At 72.8% G+C, this 17,302-nt stretch carries 22 protein-coding genes; 9 read left to right on the plus strand and 13 right to left on the minus strand.

Translation table 11 applies throughout. The features are described 5' to 3' along the window. Positions 1-13 precede the first annotated feature (13 nt). The 4 genes from ABZ354_RS24680 (at position 14) to ABZ354_RS24695 (ending at position 2,269) form a co-directional block, all read left to right on the plus strand. Entirely contained in the window at positions 14-424 is a 411-nt protein-coding gene (locus ABZ354_RS24680; RefSeq protein WP_358660180.1) for a VOC family protein, read from the plus strand. A 95-nt stretch (positions 425-519) separates the two neighbouring features. Beyond that, the gene (locus tag ABZ354_RS24685; protein WP_358660181.1) at positions 520-927 is read left to right on the plus strand and encodes a hypothetical protein; all 408 of its coding nucleotides are present in this window, start codon (positions 520-522) and stop codon (positions 925-927) included. A gap of 116 nt (positions 928-1,043) precedes the next feature. Then, positions 1,044-1,520 carry a DCC1-like thiol-disulfide oxidoreductase family protein gene (locus tag ABZ354_RS24690; RefSeq protein WP_358660224.1) on the plus strand — a complete coding sequence of 159 codons (477 nt, stop codon included), beginning with the start codon at positions 1,044-1,046 and terminating at the stop codon, positions 1,518-1,520. A 17-nt stretch (positions 1,521-1,537) separates the two neighbouring features. Further along, on the plus strand, positions 1,538-2,269 hold the full coding sequence (locus ABZ354_RS24695; protein WP_358660183.1) for a TetR family transcriptional regulator: 732 nt from the start codon (positions 1,538-1,540) through the stop codon (positions 2,267-2,269). 7 nt (positions 2,270-2,276) lie between these two features. Here ABZ354_RS24695 and ABZ354_RS24700 read toward each other — a convergent pair whose 3' ends face one another. Together ABZ354_RS24700 and ABZ354_RS24705 are read right to left on the minus strand one after the other, a co-directional pair. Next, complete coding sequence (locus ABZ354_RS24700; protein WP_358660185.1) at positions 2,277-3,563, minus strand: metallophosphoesterase; 1,287 nt, start codon at positions 3,561-3,563, stop codon at positions 2,277-2,279. A gap of 21 nt (positions 3,564-3,584) precedes the next feature. After that, entirely contained in the window at positions 3,585-3,824 is a 240-nt protein-coding gene (locus ABZ354_RS24705) for a hypothetical protein (protein WP_358660186.1), read from the minus strand. Between the two features lie 91 nt (positions 3,825-3,915). Between ABZ354_RS24705 and ABZ354_RS24710 the strand changes: the two genes are divergently transcribed. Beyond that, positions 3,916-5,178: a D-alanyl-D-alanine carboxypeptidase gene (locus tag ABZ354_RS24710; RefSeq protein WP_358660188.1), complete on the plus strand. Its 1,263-nt coding sequence runs from the start codon at positions 3,916-3,918 to the stop codon at positions 5,176-5,178. Here ABZ354_RS24710 and ABZ354_RS24715 read toward each other — a convergent pair. The 4 genes from ABZ354_RS24715 to ABZ354_RS24730 all read right to left on the minus strand — a co-directional run bounded on the left by ABZ354_RS24715 (position 5,126) and on the right by ABZ354_RS24730 (position 8,142). Next, positions 5,126-6,049 (minus strand): YihY/virulence factor BrkB family protein, encoded by a 924-nt coding sequence (locus ABZ354_RS24715; RefSeq protein WP_358660190.1) that lies wholly within the window; start codon positions 6,047-6,049, stop codon positions 5,126-5,128. The two genes, ABZ354_RS24710 and ABZ354_RS24715, sit on opposite strands and share 53 nt — an antisense overlap. A gap of 39 nt (positions 6,050-6,088) precedes the next feature. Further along, positions 6,089-6,502 carry a GtrA family protein gene (locus ABZ354_RS24720; protein ID WP_358660192.1) on the minus strand — a complete coding sequence of 138 codons (414 nt, stop codon included), beginning with the start codon at positions 6,500-6,502 and terminating at the stop codon, positions 6,089-6,091. Between the two features lie 67 nt (positions 6,503-6,569). Continuing rightward, positions 6,570-7,442 (minus strand): decaprenyl-phosphate phosphoribosyltransferase, encoded by an 873-nt coding sequence (locus ABZ354_RS24725; protein WP_358660226.1) that lies wholly within the window; start codon positions 7,440-7,442, stop codon positions 6,570-6,572. Between the two features lie 115 nt (positions 7,443-7,557). Continuing rightward, positions 7,558-8,142 (minus strand): phosphatase PAP2 family protein, encoded by a 585-nt coding sequence (locus tag ABZ354_RS24730; RefSeq protein WP_358660194.1) that lies wholly within the window; start codon positions 8,140-8,142, stop codon positions 7,558-7,560. Positions 8,143-8,273: 131 nt separating this feature from the next. Here ABZ354_RS24730 and ABZ354_RS24735 point away from each other — a divergent pair, with 131 nt between their 5' ends. Both ABZ354_RS24735 and ABZ354_RS24740 read left to right on the plus strand, forming a co-directional pair. Then, positions 8,274-9,650: an FAD-binding oxidoreductase gene (locus ABZ354_RS24735; RefSeq protein WP_358660196.1), complete on the plus strand. Its 1,377-nt coding sequence runs from the start codon at positions 8,274-8,276 to the stop codon at positions 9,648-9,650. Between the two features lie 61 nt (positions 9,651-9,711). Beyond that, a complete protein-coding gene (locus ABZ354_RS24740; protein ID WP_358660198.1) occupies positions 9,712-10,467 on the plus strand; it encodes a decaprenylphospho-beta-D-erythro-pentofuranosid-2-ulose 2-reductase in 756 nt (251 codons plus the stop codon). Between the two features lie 105 nt (positions 10,468-10,572). Here the strand turns inward: ABZ354_RS24740 and ABZ354_RS24745 are convergent, their stop codons facing one another. From ABZ354_RS24745 to ABZ354_RS24775, 7 genes are all read right to left on the minus strand, one after another. After that, positions 10,573-11,151 carry a 2'-5' RNA ligase family protein gene (locus ABZ354_RS24745; protein ID WP_358660200.1) on the minus strand — a complete coding sequence of 193 codons (579 nt, stop codon included), beginning with the start codon at positions 11,149-11,151 and terminating at the stop codon, positions 10,573-10,575. Between the two features lie 196 nt (positions 11,152-11,347). Further along, positions 11,348-12,361, minus strand: a complete 1,014-nt coding sequence (gene trpS / locus ABZ354_RS24750; protein ID WP_358660202.1) for a tryptophan--tRNA ligase — start codon at positions 12,359-12,361, stop codon at positions 11,348-11,350. 131 nt (positions 12,362-12,492) lie between these two features. Beyond that, a complete protein-coding gene (locus tag ABZ354_RS24755; protein ID WP_358660204.1) occupies positions 12,493-13,944 on the minus strand; it encodes a glycine hydroxymethyltransferase in 1,452 nt (483 codons plus the stop codon). 256 nt (positions 13,945-14,200) lie between these two features. Further along, complete coding sequence (locus ABZ354_RS24760) at positions 14,201-15,391, minus strand: glutathionylspermidine synthase family protein (RefSeq protein WP_358660205.1); 1,191 nt, start codon at positions 15,389-15,391, stop codon at positions 14,201-14,203. A gap of 15 nt (positions 15,392-15,406) precedes the next feature. After that, positions 15,407-15,751: a hypothetical protein gene (locus tag ABZ354_RS24765; RefSeq protein WP_358660207.1), complete on the minus strand. Its 345-nt coding sequence runs from the start codon at positions 15,749-15,751 to the stop codon at positions 15,407-15,409. 239 nt (positions 15,752-15,990) lie between these two features. After that, positions 15,991-16,311 (minus strand): hypothetical protein, encoded by a 321-nt coding sequence (locus ABZ354_RS24770; protein ID WP_358660209.1) that lies wholly within the window; start codon positions 16,309-16,311, stop codon positions 15,991-15,993. Beyond that, entirely contained in the window at positions 16,308-16,604 is a 297-nt protein-coding gene (locus ABZ354_RS24775; RefSeq protein ID WP_358660211.1) for a hypothetical protein, read from the minus strand. Before ABZ354_RS24775 ends, ABZ354_RS24770 begins: the two co-directional genes overlap by 4 nt. A 144-nt stretch (positions 16,605-16,748) precedes the next feature. Between ABZ354_RS24775 and ABZ354_RS24780 the strand changes: the two genes are divergently transcribed. Both ABZ354_RS24780 and ABZ354_RS24785 read left to right on the plus strand, forming a co-directional pair. Continuing rightward, positions 16,749-16,973: a winged helix-turn-helix domain-containing protein gene (locus tag ABZ354_RS24780; protein ID WP_358660213.1), complete on the plus strand. Its 225-nt coding sequence runs from the start codon at positions 16,749-16,751 to the stop codon at positions 16,971-16,973. A gap of 129 nt (positions 16,974-17,102) precedes the next feature. Continuing rightward, a partial coding sequence (locus tag ABZ354_RS24785) for a leucine zipper domain-containing protein (RefSeq protein ID WP_358660214.1) occupies positions 17,103-17,302 on the plus strand: 200 nt, incomplete at its 3' end.

Below are 17,302 nucleotides of genomic sequence, written 5' to 3' on the forward strand. Positions count from 1 at the left end.
CTATTCTGACTGAATGTCAGATGAGGAGTCGTACGAACTGCTCGGGTTCGACAATGTGCTGCTGCCCGTCGGGGATCTCGGCCAGGCCGTGGAGTTCTACGAGCGCGCCGGGTTCCCGGTGGCCTACCGGTTCGACGAGGCCGGGATCGCGCTGCTCGGGGTGGGCGGCGAGACACCCGGGCTGCTGCTGCGCGCCGAGGAGGAGTTCGGGCACCGCCCGCCGCCGTGGCCCGCCACGCGCGTGTGGCTGGAGGTGCCCGACGCCCTTGCGGCCGGCCGCGCGGTGCGCGAGGCGGGCATCACACCGCTCGACGAGCCGCTGTCCACCTCCACCGGCTGGACCGTCGAGATCGCCGACCCGTGGGGGAACGTCGTTGGTTTCACGGACTACTCACGGCGTCCGGAACTCGGACGGCGGCCGTAACGCAGCCCACACGCCACTTGGTTGAACACGTTCAAAAACAGGTCTACAGTCATCTCGACAGCGTTTTTGAACGTGTTCAAGAGAGGGTGGGGGCAATGGACCGTACGGTCGTCGCCTATGTCATCTACCTCGTGGTCAGCGTCGCGCTGACCATCTGGGTGGCCCGGACGCTCAGTCACCACGGGCGGGTCTTCCTCGCGGACGTACTGCGGGGCAACGAGAAGCTCGCGGACGCCGTGAACCACCTGCTGGTGGTCGGCTTCTACCTGGTCAACCTCGGCTTCGTCGCGCTCTACCTGAGCGACGACGACACCGTCATCGACGCCCGCGGCGTCTTCGAGGCCCTGTCGGCCAAGGTCGGCGTGGTCCTGCTGGTGCTCGGCGTCATGCACCTGGTCAACGTGTACGTCCTGAACCGCATCCGGCGGCGCGGGGTCATGGAGCGGGAGCAGGTGCCGCCGGTCGCGCCGCAGGACTGGGTCGCCCCGGCCGCGGGAGCGTGACCGGCGTGCCGGCCACCGAAGGGCCGGGCGTCGCCGGGCGGGCCGCAGGGGACCCGCCCGCCGCGCCGGCCGGGACGGACCGGGGCGCCGCGCGCGTCCCGGTCCGCGGGCTCACCGTGCTGTACGACGCCGAGTGCTCCCTGTGCGCGTACCTGCGGGACTGGCTGGTCCGGCAGCCGCAGCTGGTGCCGCTGGAGCTCGTGCCGGCCGGGTCCGGGCAGGCCCGGCGGCGCTTCCCGGGCCTGGACCACCGGGCCACCCTCGACGAGATCACCGTCGTGGGCGACACCGGCCAGGTCTACCGGGGCGCCGCCGCCTGGATCGTGACCCTGTGGGCGCTGCGCGAGCACCGCCCGCTCTCCCACCGGCTGAGCACCCCGACGGGCGCGAAGTTCGCCAGGGGCGCGGTACTGGCCGCCGCCCGGTGGCGCGACGGGCAGTGGGGCGGCAGGCGGGGCCGCGCCGGACAGGGGGACGGGCCAATCCCCCGGCGGTCCGACGGCTGGGTGTACGGCCCCGGTCATGGCTGGACGTACGCCCCGCCGGCCTGCGGTTCCGGTACCTGCGGCCCGCGACGGGCCCCCTCCCCGTGACGTTAGGCTCTGTTCCCGTGCCCGCGAAGAACGAAGGACCCGACGGGGCCGCCCCGCCCAGCAAGTCCGAGCAGACCCGCGCCCTGATCCTGCAGACGGCCATGCGGCTGTTCCAGGAACGCGGCTACGACCGGACCACGATGCGGGCCATCGCCCAGGAGGCCGGGGTCTCCACCGGCAACGCCTACTACTACTTCGCGGGCAAGGAACACCTGATCCAGGGCTTCTACGACCGGATCGCCGCCGACCACCAGGTGGCCGTGCGGGAGGTCCTGGACCGGGAGACCGACCTGGAGGCGAGGCTCGCGGGCGTGCTGCGGGCGTGGCTGGACATCGCCACGCCGTACCACGAGTTCGCGGTGCAGTTCTTCAAGAACGCCGCCGACCCGGACAGCCCGCTCAGCCCGTTCTCCCCGGAGTCGCAGCACGCGCGCGAGGAGGTCATCGGCATCCACCGCGAGGTGCTTGCCGGGGCGAAGACCAAGGTGCCGGACGAACTGCGGGACGTCCTGCCCGAGTTGATGTGGCTGTCCCAGATGGGGCTCGTGCTGTACTGGATCTTCGACCGGACCGAGGGCCGCGAGCGCAGCTACCGGCTGGCCGACCGGGGTGCCCGGCTCACCGCGCGGGGCATCTCACTGGCCCGTTTCCGGGTGCTGCGTCCGCTGGTGCGGGACGTGCACGAGCTGTTCAGGGACTTCCTGCCGGGGATGACGAAGGCGCTGCCCGACCCCGGCAGGAAGCCGTAGCGGTGTCTCAGGCCTGGCGTGAGGCCAGTTCGATCACCGTGATGTCCGAGGGGGCGCCCACGCGGGTGGGCGGGCCCCAGGCGCCCGCGCCCCGGCTGACGTACAGCTGGGTGTCGCCGTAGCGCTCCAGGCCCGCGAGGGTCGGGTTGGCGGCGGAGGCGATGAAGTTGCCGGGCCAGAGCTGGCCGCCGTGGGTGTGGCCCGACAGCTGGAGGTCGACGCCGTACTCGACGGCCCGGTGGATCTGCACCGGCTGGTGGGCCATCAGCACGCACGCACGGGCCGGGTCGCGGTCGCCGAGGGCCTTCGCGAAGTCGGGGCCCCGGCCCTCGTCCTCGCCGTTGACGTCGTTCACGCCGGCCAGGTCGAAGTGCGCCAGCGCGCGGCGGGCGTTCTCCAGCGGCAGCAGGCCGAGCCGCCGTACCTCCTCGACCCACTGTTCGGCGCCGGAGAAGTACTCGTGGTTGCCCGTGACGAAGTACGCGCCGTGCCGGGCCCGCAGCTGGGCGAGGGGGGCGGCGGCCGGGCGGAGGTCCTCGACCGAGCCGTCCACCAGGTCGCCGACCACGGCGATCAGGTCGGGCTGCGTGGCGTTGACGGTGTCGACCACCCGCTGCGCGAAGCTCCGGCCGAGCACCGGACCGAGGTGGATGTCGCTGACCACCGCGATGCGGTAGCCGTGCGCCGCGCGCGGCAGCCTGGCCAGCGGGACGGTCACCCGCTTCACCCTCGGGCCGCGCAGCACGCCGTAGGTGCCGTACCCCACGGTCCCGACGGCCGCGGCCGCCGCGGCGGCGCCGACCACCCGGGAGACGAAGAGACGCCGGGAGGGCGCCGCGAGGGGACGGGAGCCCTCGGACGGCGTCCCGGGGCCGGGGACGGGGTCATCGGAGGGTCGCGTGGCTGGGCCCGGGGTGCCCGCCCCCGCCGGGACCGGGGCCTGCGCGCGGCCGTCCGGCGCGGCGGCCGACGCGCGCCGCCGCAGGAACCCGCGCAGCAGCGGCCGTACGAGCTCGCCCGCCAGCACGCCGAGCAGCAGGTAGACCGACAGGGCCAGCCACAGGAAGCCCGGCCAGGCCAGCACCCGCTGGAGCCAGAAGGGGGCGCCGGCACGCTCGGCGACGAGGGCCGCGACCGCGAGTGCCCAGCCGCCCGCGACGACCGCCGCGCCTGCCCGGCGGACCGGGCCGGGGCCGCGGGTCGTGTCGCGGAACAGCCGCCGCCACACGTACCAGTTGGCCGCCACGACGACGCCCAGCACCAGCAGCGCGACGAGCGCGAAGACGATGACCACGGTCCTGTGTCCCCTCAGCCGCTAAGAGGCGCGGCGCAGTGCGCGCAGTCCGCGCAACCCAATGACCCCGACGGCCGTCCCCCATACGAAAGACGCGACGGCGAGCAGCAGGTGGACCCAGAAGTACCCGGTCGGGTCCCCGTCGTCGAACGCGAGCCCGCTGCTGTCCTTGACGAGATTCTTGACGAAAGTGACCCAGATGACCCAGCTCCAGACCCCGAAGGCGAGCAGGAACCAGGAGACGGGGCGGCTGAGCTTCATACGTCCAGTATCTCCGCCGAGTGACTGGTTCCGGCGCCGGGGTGGGGAGCCAAGCGGGACATCGCTGGCAGGTGCATGTACGTTCTCGGTCGTGCCCGCACCTAAAAAGAGCATCAGCCGGTCGTTGCTGATCGCTTCCGCCGTCGTCGTGTCCACCGCGCTGACCGCGCCCGCCGTGTCGGCGGCGCCGAAACCGTCCCCGAAGGCGAGCAGGTCGGCCGGCCCCCCGGCGACCATGTCGCAGGTGGGCGGCGCCCGGCTCGCGCGGTCCGGTACGCAGGTGAACCTGGCCGGTGATGTCCCGGTGCTGCCCAAGGGCCTGTCCGCCCGGTCGTGGATCGTCGCCGACGCCGAGTCCGGCGAGGTGCTGGCCGCGCACAACGCGCACTGGCGGCTGGCCCCGGCGAGCACGCTGAAGATGCTGTTCGCGGACACGCTGCTGCCGAAGTTCCCGAAGACGCGGAAGCACAGGGTGGTTCCGTCCGACCTGGCCGGCATGGGTATCGGTTCCAGCCTCGTCGGGATAAAGGAGAACGAGACCTACACCGTCCACGACCTGTGGCTCGGGGTGTTCCTGCGGTCCGGCAACGACGCCGTGCACGTGCTGTCCGCCATGAACGGCGGCGTCGGGAAGACCGTCCGGGAGATGAACGAGCACGCAGACGAGCTCCAGGCCCTCGACACGGACGTGGTCTCCCCGGACGGTTACGACGAGCACGGGCAGGTGTCGTCCGCCTACGACCTGACGCTGATCGCCCGGTCGGGGCTGCAGAAGAAGGACTTCCGGGAGTACTGCTCGACGCTGCGGGCGAAGTTCCCCGGCGAGACACGGAAGGGCAAGAAGGGCAAGAACACCCGGGGGACCTTCGAGATCCAGAACACCAACCGGCTGCTGTCCGGCGACTACGACATCGACCAGTACACGGGCATCGCGGGCGTCAAGAACGGCAACACCACCAACGCGGGCGCGACCTTCACGGGCGTGGCCGAGCAGGGCGGCAAGGTGCTGCTGGTGACGGTCATGCACCCGGAGAACAACGACCACAACCAGGTCTACAGGGAGACCGCCCACCTGTTCGACTGGGGCTTCAAGGCGGCCGGCAAGGTGCGGCCGGTGGGTGAGCTGGTGCCGCCGAAGTCCGCGCAGGCCAGCCCCGAGCCGGGCGCCAGTTCCTCGGGCGAGGGCGCAGCGGGCACCAAGCCGGTGGCGCACGCCTCGCAGAGCGGCTCCGGCGGCATCGGCACGGCGCTGGGCATCACCGGCGGGGTGCTGGTGCTGCTCGCGGGCGCGGCGTTCCTGGTCAACCGGCGCTGGCCGCTGCCGGATCTGGTCCGTCGCCGGACGCGCCCCTGACACCCGGAGCGCCTTCCGACTCCTCTTCGTGGCCCGTGGCGGTCCAGGCCGCGCAGAACAGGACGAGCTTCGCCGTGAAGTTGATCCACAGCAGCAGGGCGACGGGCACGCCGAAGGCGCCGTACATGCTCTTGGCGGCCACGCCCTGCAGGTAGCCGCTCAGCAGCAGTTTGAGCAGTTCGAAGCCGACCGCGCCAGTCAGGGCCGCCACGAGCAGGCGGCGGCGCGGCGGTTCGACCCCGGGCAGCAGGGTCAGCACGTACAGCAGGAGCAGGAAGTCGGCGAGGACGGCCACGGCGAACGCGGCGACGTACAGCAGGACGCTTCCGAGGCCGCCCTCCTCGATGCCGAGGAGGCGGACGAGCCGGCCGACCATCGCGGAGGCGACGGTGGAGGCGCCGATGGTGACGAGGACGGCGCCGCCGAGCCCGACGAGGATGCCCGCGTCCTTCAGCACGCGCCGGACCGGGTTCTCCTCCTCCTCGGGCAGCTCCCACACGTCGCGCAGGCACTCGCGTGTGGAGCCGGCCCAGCCGATGCCGGTGAACAGCAGCGCGGCGGCGGCGATGAGGCCGACGGTGCCGGCGTTCTCCACCAGACCGTCGATGTCCAGCTGATCGGAGATGCCGGGCACCTGCTCGGCGAGCTTGTCCTGGAGGGTGTTCTGCCGGTCGCCGCCGAGGGTGGCGGCGGCGATCGAGGCGGCCACGGTCAGCAGCGGGAAGAGGGCGACGAAGCTGGTGAACGTCATCGCCGCGGCCAGCCGTGCCCACTTCACGCGGTCCAGCCGCTCGAACGACCGCCACGCGTGCGTGTGTGCCGCCCGGTCGGCGAGCGGTCCGACGACCGGGAGCCTTTTCAGCCAGTCCATGACCTGCTTCTGCCCCCCGGACGGCGCCGCGACGCGCCGTCACGCGGTCCGGAACACCCAGGTACGGGTGCCCCAGAACCGCAGGACGGTCGCCAGGACCATGCCGACGCCGGCCCCGGAGATGGTGTCGGCGCGCTGCGAGGTGAACCCGAGCAGGTAGTGGCTGACGGCGAGGCACAGCAGCTGGACGAGCGCACCGGCGACGTTCACCGCGAAGAACACGGCGTACGGGCGCAGCCCGCGCGGCCTGATCCGGCGGTAGGTGCCGAGCGCGTTGCCCAGGTAGGCGACCGTGCAGCCGGCCACGAAGGACAGTGCCTTGGCGGAGAGCGGACCGAGTCCGGCGGGGCCGCGCAGACAGGTGAAGAGGGCCAGGTCGGTGGCGTACGCGAGGAGTCCTGCGGTGGCGAAGCCGAGCAGCTCGCGGCGGCGGCCCACCGGCGGGCGGCTCACCCGTGGGCCGGGTCCGGTGCGGCCGTCCGGCGGGCGGCTCACCGGTCCCCCACGACCCGCGGGCGGCTCACCAGTTGGCCACGGCCAGCGCGTACATCGCCGCCCATCCCAGGCCGATGACGGCGAGCGCGCGGTCGTGGAGGACGACGTCCTCGGGTTCGCCCGCGGTGCCGCGGTCGGCGAAGACGGCGTACCTGAGGACGGCGAGGACGAAAGCGATCACGGACAGCTGCCGCCAGGGCAGCACGCTGGTGTGCGGGACGCCGCCCTCCTCCAGGGCCCACAGGCAGTAGCCGAGGACGGCTACCCCGGCCGCGAGCTGCCACACGAAACGCAGGTAGCCGGTGGTGTACTCGGTGAGCAACGCGCGCGTGGCGCCCGCTTTCCCGGCCATCTGCACGGCTTCGGAGTAGCGCTTGGCCGACACCATGAACAGCGCCCCGAAGCCGGTCGTGATCAGGAACCAGCGCGAGAGGGGAATGCCGAGGGCGAGCCCGCCGGCGACGGCCCGCATCAGGAAGCCGGCCGTGACGACGACGAGGTCGACCACGAGGACCTGCTTCAGGCCGATGCAGTAGGCCAGTTGCATGGCGAGGTAGGCGGTCAGCAGGGCGGCCACCGCGGGATTGCTCAGCCGGGCGGCGGCCACGGGCGCGAGGACGGCCAGGGCGCCGCCGACGGCGTACGCGACGGGTACGGGGACCTGTCCGGCGGCGACGGGGCGGTGCCGTTTGACGGGGTGGGCGCGGTCGGCCTCGGCGTCGCGGGCGTCGTTGACCAGGTAGACGCCGGCGGCGCAGGTGGTGAAGAGGACGAAGACGAGGGTGACCCGGGGCAGTGCCTGGGCCGTGAACAGTTCCCCGGACGCGGCGGGGGCGGCGACGACGAGGACGTTCTTGACCCACTGCTTGGGGCGAGCCGTCCGCAGGAGGCCCCGCAGGAGGCCGCCGCTCCTGTGGAGGGCAGGGGCGTCGTGCGGCTGCCGGGCGCGCGGCTTCCCGGAGGCGGGTTCCGCGGGGCCCGCCGAGCCTGCGGGGCCCGTCGTACGGGCGGGATCAGCCACGGCGTCCACGCCCCCCGTCCGCCGCACGGCCGTCCGGGCCGTGCATCCAACGCGCCCCGGCCCGCGCCGTGAGCGCCCCGAGGGCGGCGCCGGCCGCGACGTCGGTGACGTAGTGCACGCCGACGACCAGCCGGGACAGGCACATCGCGGCGGCGAGCGGCGGCACGGTGCACACGCCGAGCGTGCCGAGCGCTCCGTAGGAGACGGCCGCGGCTGTCGCGGAGGTGGCGTGCGCGCTGGGGAAGGAATACCGGCCGGCGGTGCGCACCAGGGGCTCGACGTGGCCGGGACGGGGACGGCGTACGGCTCTCTTCACGGCCATGCCGGCCAGGTGGGCGCCCGCGGTGAGGGCGGCGCCGCGCAGCCAGGCGGACCGGCGCGGCCGGTCCACGGCGGCGCCCAGCAGGCCCGCCGTCAGCCACAGCGCGCCGTGCTCGCCCGCCCGGGACAGCGCCCGGGCGGCGGCGGCCAGCGTGGGGTTCGCGCCACGCGCGTGAAGCGCCGCGACGGCCCGCCGGTCCCAGTCACGGAGTCCGCTGCGGAGTGCGCTGCGGAGTGCGCTGCGGAGATCGTCCATGGGAGCACTGTTCCTGCCGCCACCGCCGGAAGACCGGCAATATTGAGCGACATACCATTAATCACCCATTTCCAGCAGAGAGTGGGCGTCAGTGGATCAATCGCCCCCGTCTCGACGATACGGTCACCGACATGTCCGCCGACACCACCGTCGCCCTCACGGGCTGGGGCCGTACCGCGCCCACCGCCGCCCGTCTGGTGCGTCCCGGCACATACCAGGAGGCCGTGACGGCGGTCCGGGCGTGCGGGGCTCCCGGGTCGCGCGGCGCCATCCCCCGGGGCCTGGGGCGGGCGTACGGCGACGCGGCGCAGAACGCGGGCGGCGCCGTGCTCGACATGACGGGCCTGGACCGCGTCCACGCCATCGACGCCGACGGCGGCACCGTGCTGTGCGACGCGGGCGTGTCCCTGCACCGGCTGATGGAGGTGCTGCTGCCGCTCGGCTGGTTCGTGCCCGTCACCCCCGGCACGCGCTATGTGACGGTCGGCGGCGCGATCGGCGCCGACATCCACGGCAAGAACCACCACGTGTCGGGCTCGTTCGCGCGGCACGTGCTGTCCTTCGAGCTGCTCACCGCCGACGGCGGGATCCGCACGGTGACGCCCGGCACGCCCCTGTTCGACGCGACGGCCGGCGGCATGGGCCTCACCGGCGTGATCCTCACCGCCACGGTGCGGCTCCAGCCGGTCGAGACGGCGCTCATGAGCGTCGACACCGAGCGCGCCACCGACCTGGACGACCTGATGGCCCGCCTCACGGCCGGCGACCACCGCCACCGCTACTCGGTCGCCTGGATCGACCTGCTGGCGCGCGGCGCGGCGACCGGCCGGGCGGTCCTCACGCGCGGCGACCACGCGCCGTCGGCCGCGCTGGACGCGCTGCCGCGCACGGCCCGCGCACGCCGTGCCCCGCTCGCCTTCCGCACCTCACGCTTCCCGGCCGCCCCCGCCTTCGTGCCGGAGGGCCTGCTCGGCCGGACCACGGTGGGCCTGTTCAACGAGCTCTGGTACCGCAGGGCGCCCCGCGCCCGCGCGGGCGAACTGCAGCGCATCTCGACGTTCTTCCACCCGCTGGACGGAGTGCCGCACTGGAACCGGGTCTACGGCCGCGGCGGCTTCGTGCAGTACCAGTTCGTCGTCGGTCACGGCCGCGAGGACACCCTGCGCCGCGTCGTGCGCCGCATCTCCGAGCGCCGCTGCCCGTCCTTCCTCGCCGTCCTCAAACGGTTCGGGGAGGCCGACCCCGGCTGGCTGTCGTTCCCCCTGCCCGGCTGGACCCTGGCCATGGACCTGCCGGCCGGACTGCCCGGCCTCGCCGCCTTCCTCGACGAACTGGACGAGGAGGTGGCGGGTGCGGGCGGGCGCGTGTACCTCGCCAAGGACGCCCGGCTGCGGCCCGACCTGCTCGACGTGATGTATCCGCGGCTGCCCGGGTTCCGGGCGCTGCGCGCGGAACTCGACCCGGACGGGGTCTTCGCCTCGGACCTGTCCCGCCGCCTCAACCTCTAGGCCCGGCCGCCGGGTCGGCCTCCGGGCCCGCCCTTCGGGCCTCAACCACCAGGAGCTCCCCGTGAAGGACGCCTTCGGTCTCCCCCAGTCCCTGCTCGTCCTCGGCGGTACGTCCGGGATCGCACTGGCCACGGCCCGCCGTCTGATCGCCCGCCGCACCCGCACCGTCTGGCTGGCGGGCCGCCCCACGCCCGCCCTGGACGAGGCCGCCGCGCACCTGCGGAGCCTCGGCGCCCAGGTGCGGACGGTCGCGTTCGACGCGCTCGACCCCGGGTCGCACGAGGCGGTGCTCGGCAAGGTCTTCGCCGAGGACGACATCGACATGGTGCTGCTCGCCTTCGGTGTCCTCGGCGACCAGGCACGCGACGAGCGGCAGCCGGTGAACGCGGTGCGGGTCGCGCAGACCAACTACACGGGCGCCGTGTCGGCGGGCCTGGTGTGCGCGGGCGCCCTCCAGGCGCAGGGTCACGGTTCCCTGGTCGTGCTGTCGTCGGTCGCGGGCGAGCGGGCCCGGCGCGCGAACTTCATCTACGGCTCCAGCAAGGCCGGCCTGGACGCCTTCACGCAGGGCCTGGGCGACGCGCTGTACGGCACGGGCGTGCACGTCATGGTCGTACGGCCCGGGTTCGTACGCTCGCGGATGACCGCCGGCCTGCCCGAGGCGCCGCTCGCGACGACCCCGGAGGCGGTCGCCACCGCCATCGAGCTGGGTCTGCGGCGCCGCTCGGAGACGGTGTGGGTGCCGGGGGCGCTGCGCCCGGTGATGGCGGCGGTACGCCACCTGCCGCGGTCGCTGTTCCGCCGCCTGCCGATGTAGCGAGAGCCGCTGCCCGGCCGGGTCGGCTCGGCGGGCCGGAGCGGCTGCGTCTGGCGGGCGGCTCAACGGGTCGGCTCACCGGGCCCGAGGGCTCGACGGGGCGGCTCAGTGGGCCGGCAGAGGGCCGTGCTCGACGTGGCCGGCCTGCGGGGGCACCACCGTGCCGCCGAAGGTGAACTCGCGGAGCTTGCGCCACACGCCGTCGGCGCCCTGCTCGTAGAGCGCGAAGCCGGTGCAGGGCCACTGGGCCGCGTAGCCGGCGAGCTCCTCGTGGGCCCGGTCCATGGCGGCCTCGTCGATGCCGTGCGCGACGGTGACGTGGGGGTGGTACGGGAACTGCAGCTCGCGGGCGACGGGCCCGGAGGCGTCCCGGACCTGCTTCTGCAGCCAGGCGCACGCCTCGGCGCCCTCCACGACCCGCACGAACACCACCGGGGACAGCGGCCGGAAGGTGCCGGTCCCGGACAGCCGCATCGGGAAGGGCCGGCCGGACGCCGCGACCTCGCCCAGGTGCGCCTCGATCGCGGGGAGGCGGGCGCTGTCGACCTCCGTCGGCGGCAGCAGGGTGACGTGCGTGGGGATACCGTGAGCCGCGGCGTCACCGAAGCCCGCGCGCAGCTGCTGGAGCTCGCTGCCGTGGGGCTCCGGGACCGCGATCGACACACCGATCGTTACGGTCCCCACGTCGTCTCCTGTCGTCCTCGTGTCGTACTCGCGTCGACTCGTGCTGGCGGAAGCGGCCACCCCTGCGACGCCCCGTTCGGCGCCCTGCGGTGCCCCGGTTATCGACTGTACGGCCACGACCGCGCCGCGGGCAGGCGCAACCGACGTGATGTGCAGCGCTGTCCGGTGGTGCAGGCGTGTGCCGGGGTGTGCGCGCTCAGTGCTTGGCGGGCAGGAATCCGACCCTGTCGTACGCCTGGGCGAGGGTCTCGGCGGCGACGGCGCGGGCCTTCTCCGCGCCCTTGGCCAGGATCGAGTCCAGGGTCTCCGGGTCGTCCAGGTACTGCTGGGTGCGCTCGCGGAACGGCGTGACGAACTCGGTCATGATCTCGGCGAGGTCCGTCTTCAGCGCGCCGTAGCCTTTGCCCTCGTACCTCTGCTCCAGTTCGGCGACGGTCGCGCCGGTGAGCGTGGAGTGGATGGTGAGGAGGTTGCTGACGCCGGGCTTCTCCGCCACGTCGTAGCGGATGACGGTGCCGGTGTCGGTGACCGCGCTCCTGACCTTCTTCGCGGTGGCCTTCGGCTCGTCGAGCAGGCTGATGACGCCCTTCGGCGTGGACGCCGACTTGCTCATCTTGACCGACGGGTCCTGAAGGTCGTAGATCTTCGCGGTCTCCTTCAGGATGTACGCCTTGGGGAGGATGAAGGTCTCGCCGAAGCGGCCGTTGAAGCGCTCGGCGAGGTCGCGGGTCAGCTCGACGTGCTGGCGCTGGTCCTCACCGACCGGGACCTCGTTCGCCTGGTAGAGCAGGATGTCCGCGACCTGGAGGACCGGGTACGTGAACAGGCCGACGCTCGCCCGGTCGGCGCCGTGCCTGACGGACTTGTCCTTGAACTGGGTCATGCGGGAGGCCTCGCCGAAGCCGGTGAGGCAGTTCATGACCCAGGCGAGCTGGGCGTGCTCGGGCACGTGGCTCTGCACGAAGAGCGTGCACCGCTCGGGGTCGAGTCCGGCCGCGAGGAGCTGGGCGGCGGCCAGCCGGGTGTTGGCCCGCAGGTCCTCGGGGTCCTGCGGAACGGTGATCGCGTGCAGGTCGACGACCATGTAGAACGCGTCGTGGGTCTCCTGCAGCGCCACCCACTGGCGGACGGCGCCGAGGTAGTTGCCGAGGTGGAACGAGCCTGCGGTGGGCTGGATTCCGGAGAGCACGCGAGGTCGGTCAGTCGCCATGCCCACCATTGTCTCAGAGCCGCCGGGGTGGTTCGGGGGGAGGTTTGGCGCGGGGGTCCCGGAGGGTGGGAGGCCGCCCGCCGGTCGCCGGCGGGCGGCCCCCCGTCTCCTTCGTACCGTCCCGCGTCCGGTCAGCCGAGGTCGATCTCCGGGTACAGCGGGAAGCCCGCCACCAGGTCGGTCGCGCGCCCGGCGATCTCTTCCGCGACCTTCGGGTCGAGGATGTGGGCGGCCTTCGACGGGGCGCCGGACTTGGTGGTGCCGGCCTCCGTCGTCGTCAGGACGCGGTCGATCAGGCCCGCCACCTCGTCCATCTCGGCGGTGCCCAGGCCGCGCGTGGTGAGCGCGGGGGTGCCGATGCGGATGCCGGAGGTGTACCAGGCGCCGTTCGGGTCGGCGGGGATGGCGTTGCGGTTGGTGACGATGCCCGAGTCGAGCAGGGCGGCCTCGGCCTGGCGCCCGGTGAGGCCGTAGGAGGAGGCGACGTCGATCAGGTTGAGGTGGTTGTCGGTGCCGCCGGTGACGAGGGTGGCGCCGCGCCGTGTCAGGCCCTCGGCCAGCGCACGGGAGTTCTCCACGATCCGCCGGGCGTAGTCCTGGAAGGCGGGCTGCCGCGCCTCGGCGAGGGCGACCGCCTTGGCGGCCATGACGTGCGGGAGGGGGCCGCCGAGGACCATCGGGCAGCCGCGGTCGACCTGGTCCTTGAGGGAGTCGTCGCACAGCACCATGCCGCCGCGCGGGCCGCGCAGGGACTTGTGGGTGGTGGTGGTGACGATCTGGGCGTGCGGGACGGGGTCGAAGTCGCCGGTCAGGACCTTGCCGGCCACCAGACCCGCGAAGTGCGCCATGTCGACCATGAGCGTGGCGCCCACCTCGTCGGCGATCTCCCGCATGACGCGGAAGTTCACCAGGCGCGGGTAGGCGGAGTACCCGGCGACGATGATCAGCGGCTTGAAGTCGCGGGCCTGGGCGCGCAGGGCGTCGTAGTCGATGAGGCCGGTGGCCGGGTCGGTGCCGTAGGAGCGCTGGTCGAACATCTTGCCGGAGATGTTCGGGCGGAAGCCGTGGGTGAGGTGGCCGCCGGCGTCGAGGGACATGCCGAGCATGCGCTGGTTGCCGAAGGCCTGCCGCAGTTCGGCCCAGTCGGCGTCGGTGAGGTCGTTGATCTGCCGGACGCCGGCCTTCGCCAGGAAGGGCACCTCGACGCGGGCGCCGAGGACGGCCCAGAAGGCGACGAGGTTGGCGTCGATGCCGGAGTGCGGCTGGACGTAGGCGTGGCGGGCGCCGAACAGCTCGCGGGCGTGCTCGGCGGCGAGGGCCTCGACGGTGTCGACGTTGCGGCAGCCGGCGTAGAAGCGGCGGCCCACGGTGCCCTCGGCGTACTTGTCGCTGAACCAGTTGCCCATGGTCAGGAGGGTGGCCGGGGAGGCGTAGTTCTCGGAGGCGATCAGCTTGAGCATCTCGCGCTGGTCGGCGACCTCCTGGCCGATGGCGTCGGCGACGCGCGGCTCGACGGCGCGGATCACCTCGAGTGCGGCGCGGTAGGCGGTGGACTCGGGGGAAAGGGGCTGCTGGTCGGGCATGTCGGCCTCCGATGGCGTGGCGATGCGATGCGTTGCGGCGGTCACGGTTCACGGTTGGCCCAGGCGCACGGCACTAGCTCGTCGGCTCGGTCGCCCGGCGATCTCGTCACCGGGGCTTCCGGGGCCGCTTCCCGATGGTCGGTCCCATCCCAGCACGCCAGTCACGGCCCGCGGCCAGCGTACCGGGAGGGGGGTGCGGGGCGGCCGGGGCGTCCGCCATCCGGGCGGGCCGGTCGCGCCGCCGGGCGCGGGGGGTCTAGAGGATGACGTGCGGGAGGAAGCGGGCCCACTCGTCGGTGACGAGGCCGGAGGACTCGCGGATGCCGAGGCCGGCGGCCTCGTCCTCGACGACCCAGGTGCCGAGGACGACGTGGTTGCCGTCGCCGTCGAAGGAGGGCAGGGGCGCGAGTTCCTGGTAGCAGCAGGGTTCGTCGCGTACGACGGGTTCGGCGCCTGCCGGGTGGAGCGTGACGCCGGCGCCCTCCCGCCCGAGGAGGGGCTTGGCGACGTAGCCGGTGGTGCGGGCGAGTTCGCGGGGCCCGTCGAGGTAGGCGGGGAGGAGGTGGGGATGGCCGGGGTAGAGCTCCCAGAGAACGGCCAGCAGGGCCTTGTTGCTGAGGAGCATCTTCCAGGCGGGTTCGATCCACAGGGTGCTGCCGGTGCCGCCGCCGTTGTCGAGGGTGTCGAGGACGTGGCCGGCGAAGCGGTCGGTGGTGAGCCACTCCCACGGGTAGAGCTTGAAGCAGCTGCGGACGAAGCAGAGCCGGTTGTCGACGAAGCGGCGGGAGATGCGGTCCCAGCCGATGTCCTCCACGGATATCCAGGCGGTGTCGAGCCCGGCCTGCTCGGCGGTCTCCTTGAGGTAGACGACCGTCATCAGGTCCTCGCCGAGTTCGTCGGCGGTGGAGTGCGCGAAGTAGAGCGGACTGCCGGGCGGGAGCAGGGGGGCCTGCTTCCGCCAGGCGTCGACCAGCCGCTCGTGGAGCGAGTTCCACTGGTCGGCGCCGGGAAAGCGCTCCTCCATCCAGAACCACTGCGGGGAGGCGGCCTCCACGAGGGAGGTGGGGGTGTCGGCGTTGTACTCGAGCAGCTTGGCGGGCCCGGTGCCGTCGTAGCGCAGGTCGAAACGGCCGTAGACGGAGGGCAGTTCGGCACGCCGCCGCCAGGCCTCACTGACGGCGCGGACGACGCGGGGGTCGTGGATGCCGAGGTCGGCGAAGCGGTCCTCGGCGACGATGTGGGCCGCGGCGGCGAGGCACATGCGGTGCAGTTCCTCGACGACCTCCTCCAGCGCCTCGACCTCGTCGAGGGTGAAGACGTAGTACGCGCTCTCGTCCCAGTAGGGGCGCAGGGTGTCGTCGGGGTAGCGGGTGAGCGGGTAGATCAGACCCTGTTCCTCGACGGTCTGCTGCCAGCCGGGGCGGGGCTCGATGGTGCGGCGTTCCATGTCGGGCCGGTCCGCTCAGCCGCCGCCGGAGCCGGAGGCCGAGCAGCCGAGGCCGCCGCGGTCCACGGCATCGCTGTGGCTGAAGGTGCCGTCACTGCCGGACCGGCCGCTGGAGCGTCCGCCGTAGTACCAGGAGGAGTTGGAGTAGGAGGTGCCGCCGGAGGAGCCGCCGGAGGAGCCGCCGCCGGACTCGCAGTACTTGTCGTCGATGATCCGGTAGCCCCCGTAGGGGTCGTAGCTGTCGCGGTCCACGCACCGGCGGTCGGGTTCCGACCCGCAGGAGGTCAGGGCCGCCGCGACGACTCCCATACCGCCGAGTATCACCGTGCTCGACCTCAGCCGACGTCGTGTTTGAGCCATGCCCTCGTCTCCCCCAATGTGCTGCCCGACCGGTGCCGAACGCCCGGTTTACGGCCGCAAGCCTAGGGTTCGGGGGGTGGAGGCGCCCAGGGGGCCGGGGGTTACGGAGGGCGGGGGCGAGGATTCGGGGCGCTTTGCCCCGGCATCGGCCACCGCGAAGTGCTCACGGCAAGCCGTGGGGCGGGGCGCCGAGGACCCCGCCCGGCGCCGAGCGGGGCGGGGACCTCCGGACGGACCCGTCAGCGGACGGTGTCCGAGTACCTCCCCCGCCGGGGCGGAAGGCCCGTCGCGCGATGGTTCTCGACGGCCCGCGCGGCAAGGGGCAGCACCTCGCCGAGGTGCCCCACGACGCACGCCAGCACGAAGTTCGCCTCGTCGGCGGTCAGCGGCGGACCGAGGACCATCTCACTCGCGAGCGCGTGCCACACGGTGGCCGATTCCAGCGCGAACAGGTCGGCGGCCATGTCCAGCCTCCCGCCCGGTTCGACCACGACGTACGCCGGTTTGCCGGTGGCGGAGTCGTACCCCAGGGGACGCGGTCCACGATTCTCCCAGGTCATGCGGCACACCCCTGAGGGCCGTACGGGTAGTCGGCACCGAAGGTGGCGAGAACGGCGGCGACGCGACGCTCCTGCTGCATCCGCCGCTCGCAGTGCCGCTCCCAGTGGACGACGTAGGGGCGGACGACGGGGACGGCGTCGGCGGGGATCGCGTCGGTGACCCGACGCGAAGACCGTGGCGCGGGCGACGGGATGGCAGCGGCGGGCGGGGTGGGCACGGGGTGGGGTCCGCCGGGGCGGGTGCCGCGGGACGCCGGGAACCGGGCGCGCAGGGCGGCGATAAGGTTTCGCACAGGTCGACTCCTTGTCAGTCGGCTCAGGCCCGGTTCGGGGAGGTGTCGCTCCCCGGGTCGGGCCGTTCTGGTTTCGTGAGCCAGCATACGCGCATTCGCGCATGCGCGGTCGCTCGAATGCGGAAAACCGCGCACGCTGAGGGCATGGATCTTGATCGTGGGAAGCCCGTGTGGCCGCAGGTGGCCGACGAACTGCGTCGGCGCATCGAGTCCGGTACGTACGCATCGGGTGAGCGTTTCCCCGCCGTGGTGGACCTCGCCGCCGAGTTCGACGTAGCAGCGTCAACCGTGCAAAAGGCTGTGGCCGCCCTCCGCGCGGAGGGCAAGTTGCGCACTGTGCTGGGGCAAGGGTCGTTCGTCAGCCAGTAGTGAGACGGCGAGCGGCGCACACCCTAGGTGTACTCGGCCATGAGGTTGGTAACTCGCGTCGCTAGTTGATCAGGAAGAGACCTCCGGGCGTAGTGGAGATGCCTGTCTTCACCACAACCGGAGGTCTTGATGGCCCACGCTAATGCCCGGCTGACCTTTCACGGCAGATGTCTCCTGGTGCGCCGTGTCGTTGACGACCGGCGTCCGGTGGCCCATGTGGCCAAGGAGCTGGGTGTCTCGCGGCAGTGCGCGCACCGATGGGTGGCCCGTTTCCGGGCCGAGGGCTGGGCCGGTCTGCATGACCGCTCCAGCCGTCCCCACACCTGCCC

This window comes from Streptomyces sp. NPDC005925 (genome assembly GCF_040638805.1).
Taxonomy (GTDB): domain Bacteria; phylum Actinomycetota; class Actinomycetes; order Streptomycetales; family Streptomycetaceae; genus Streptomyces.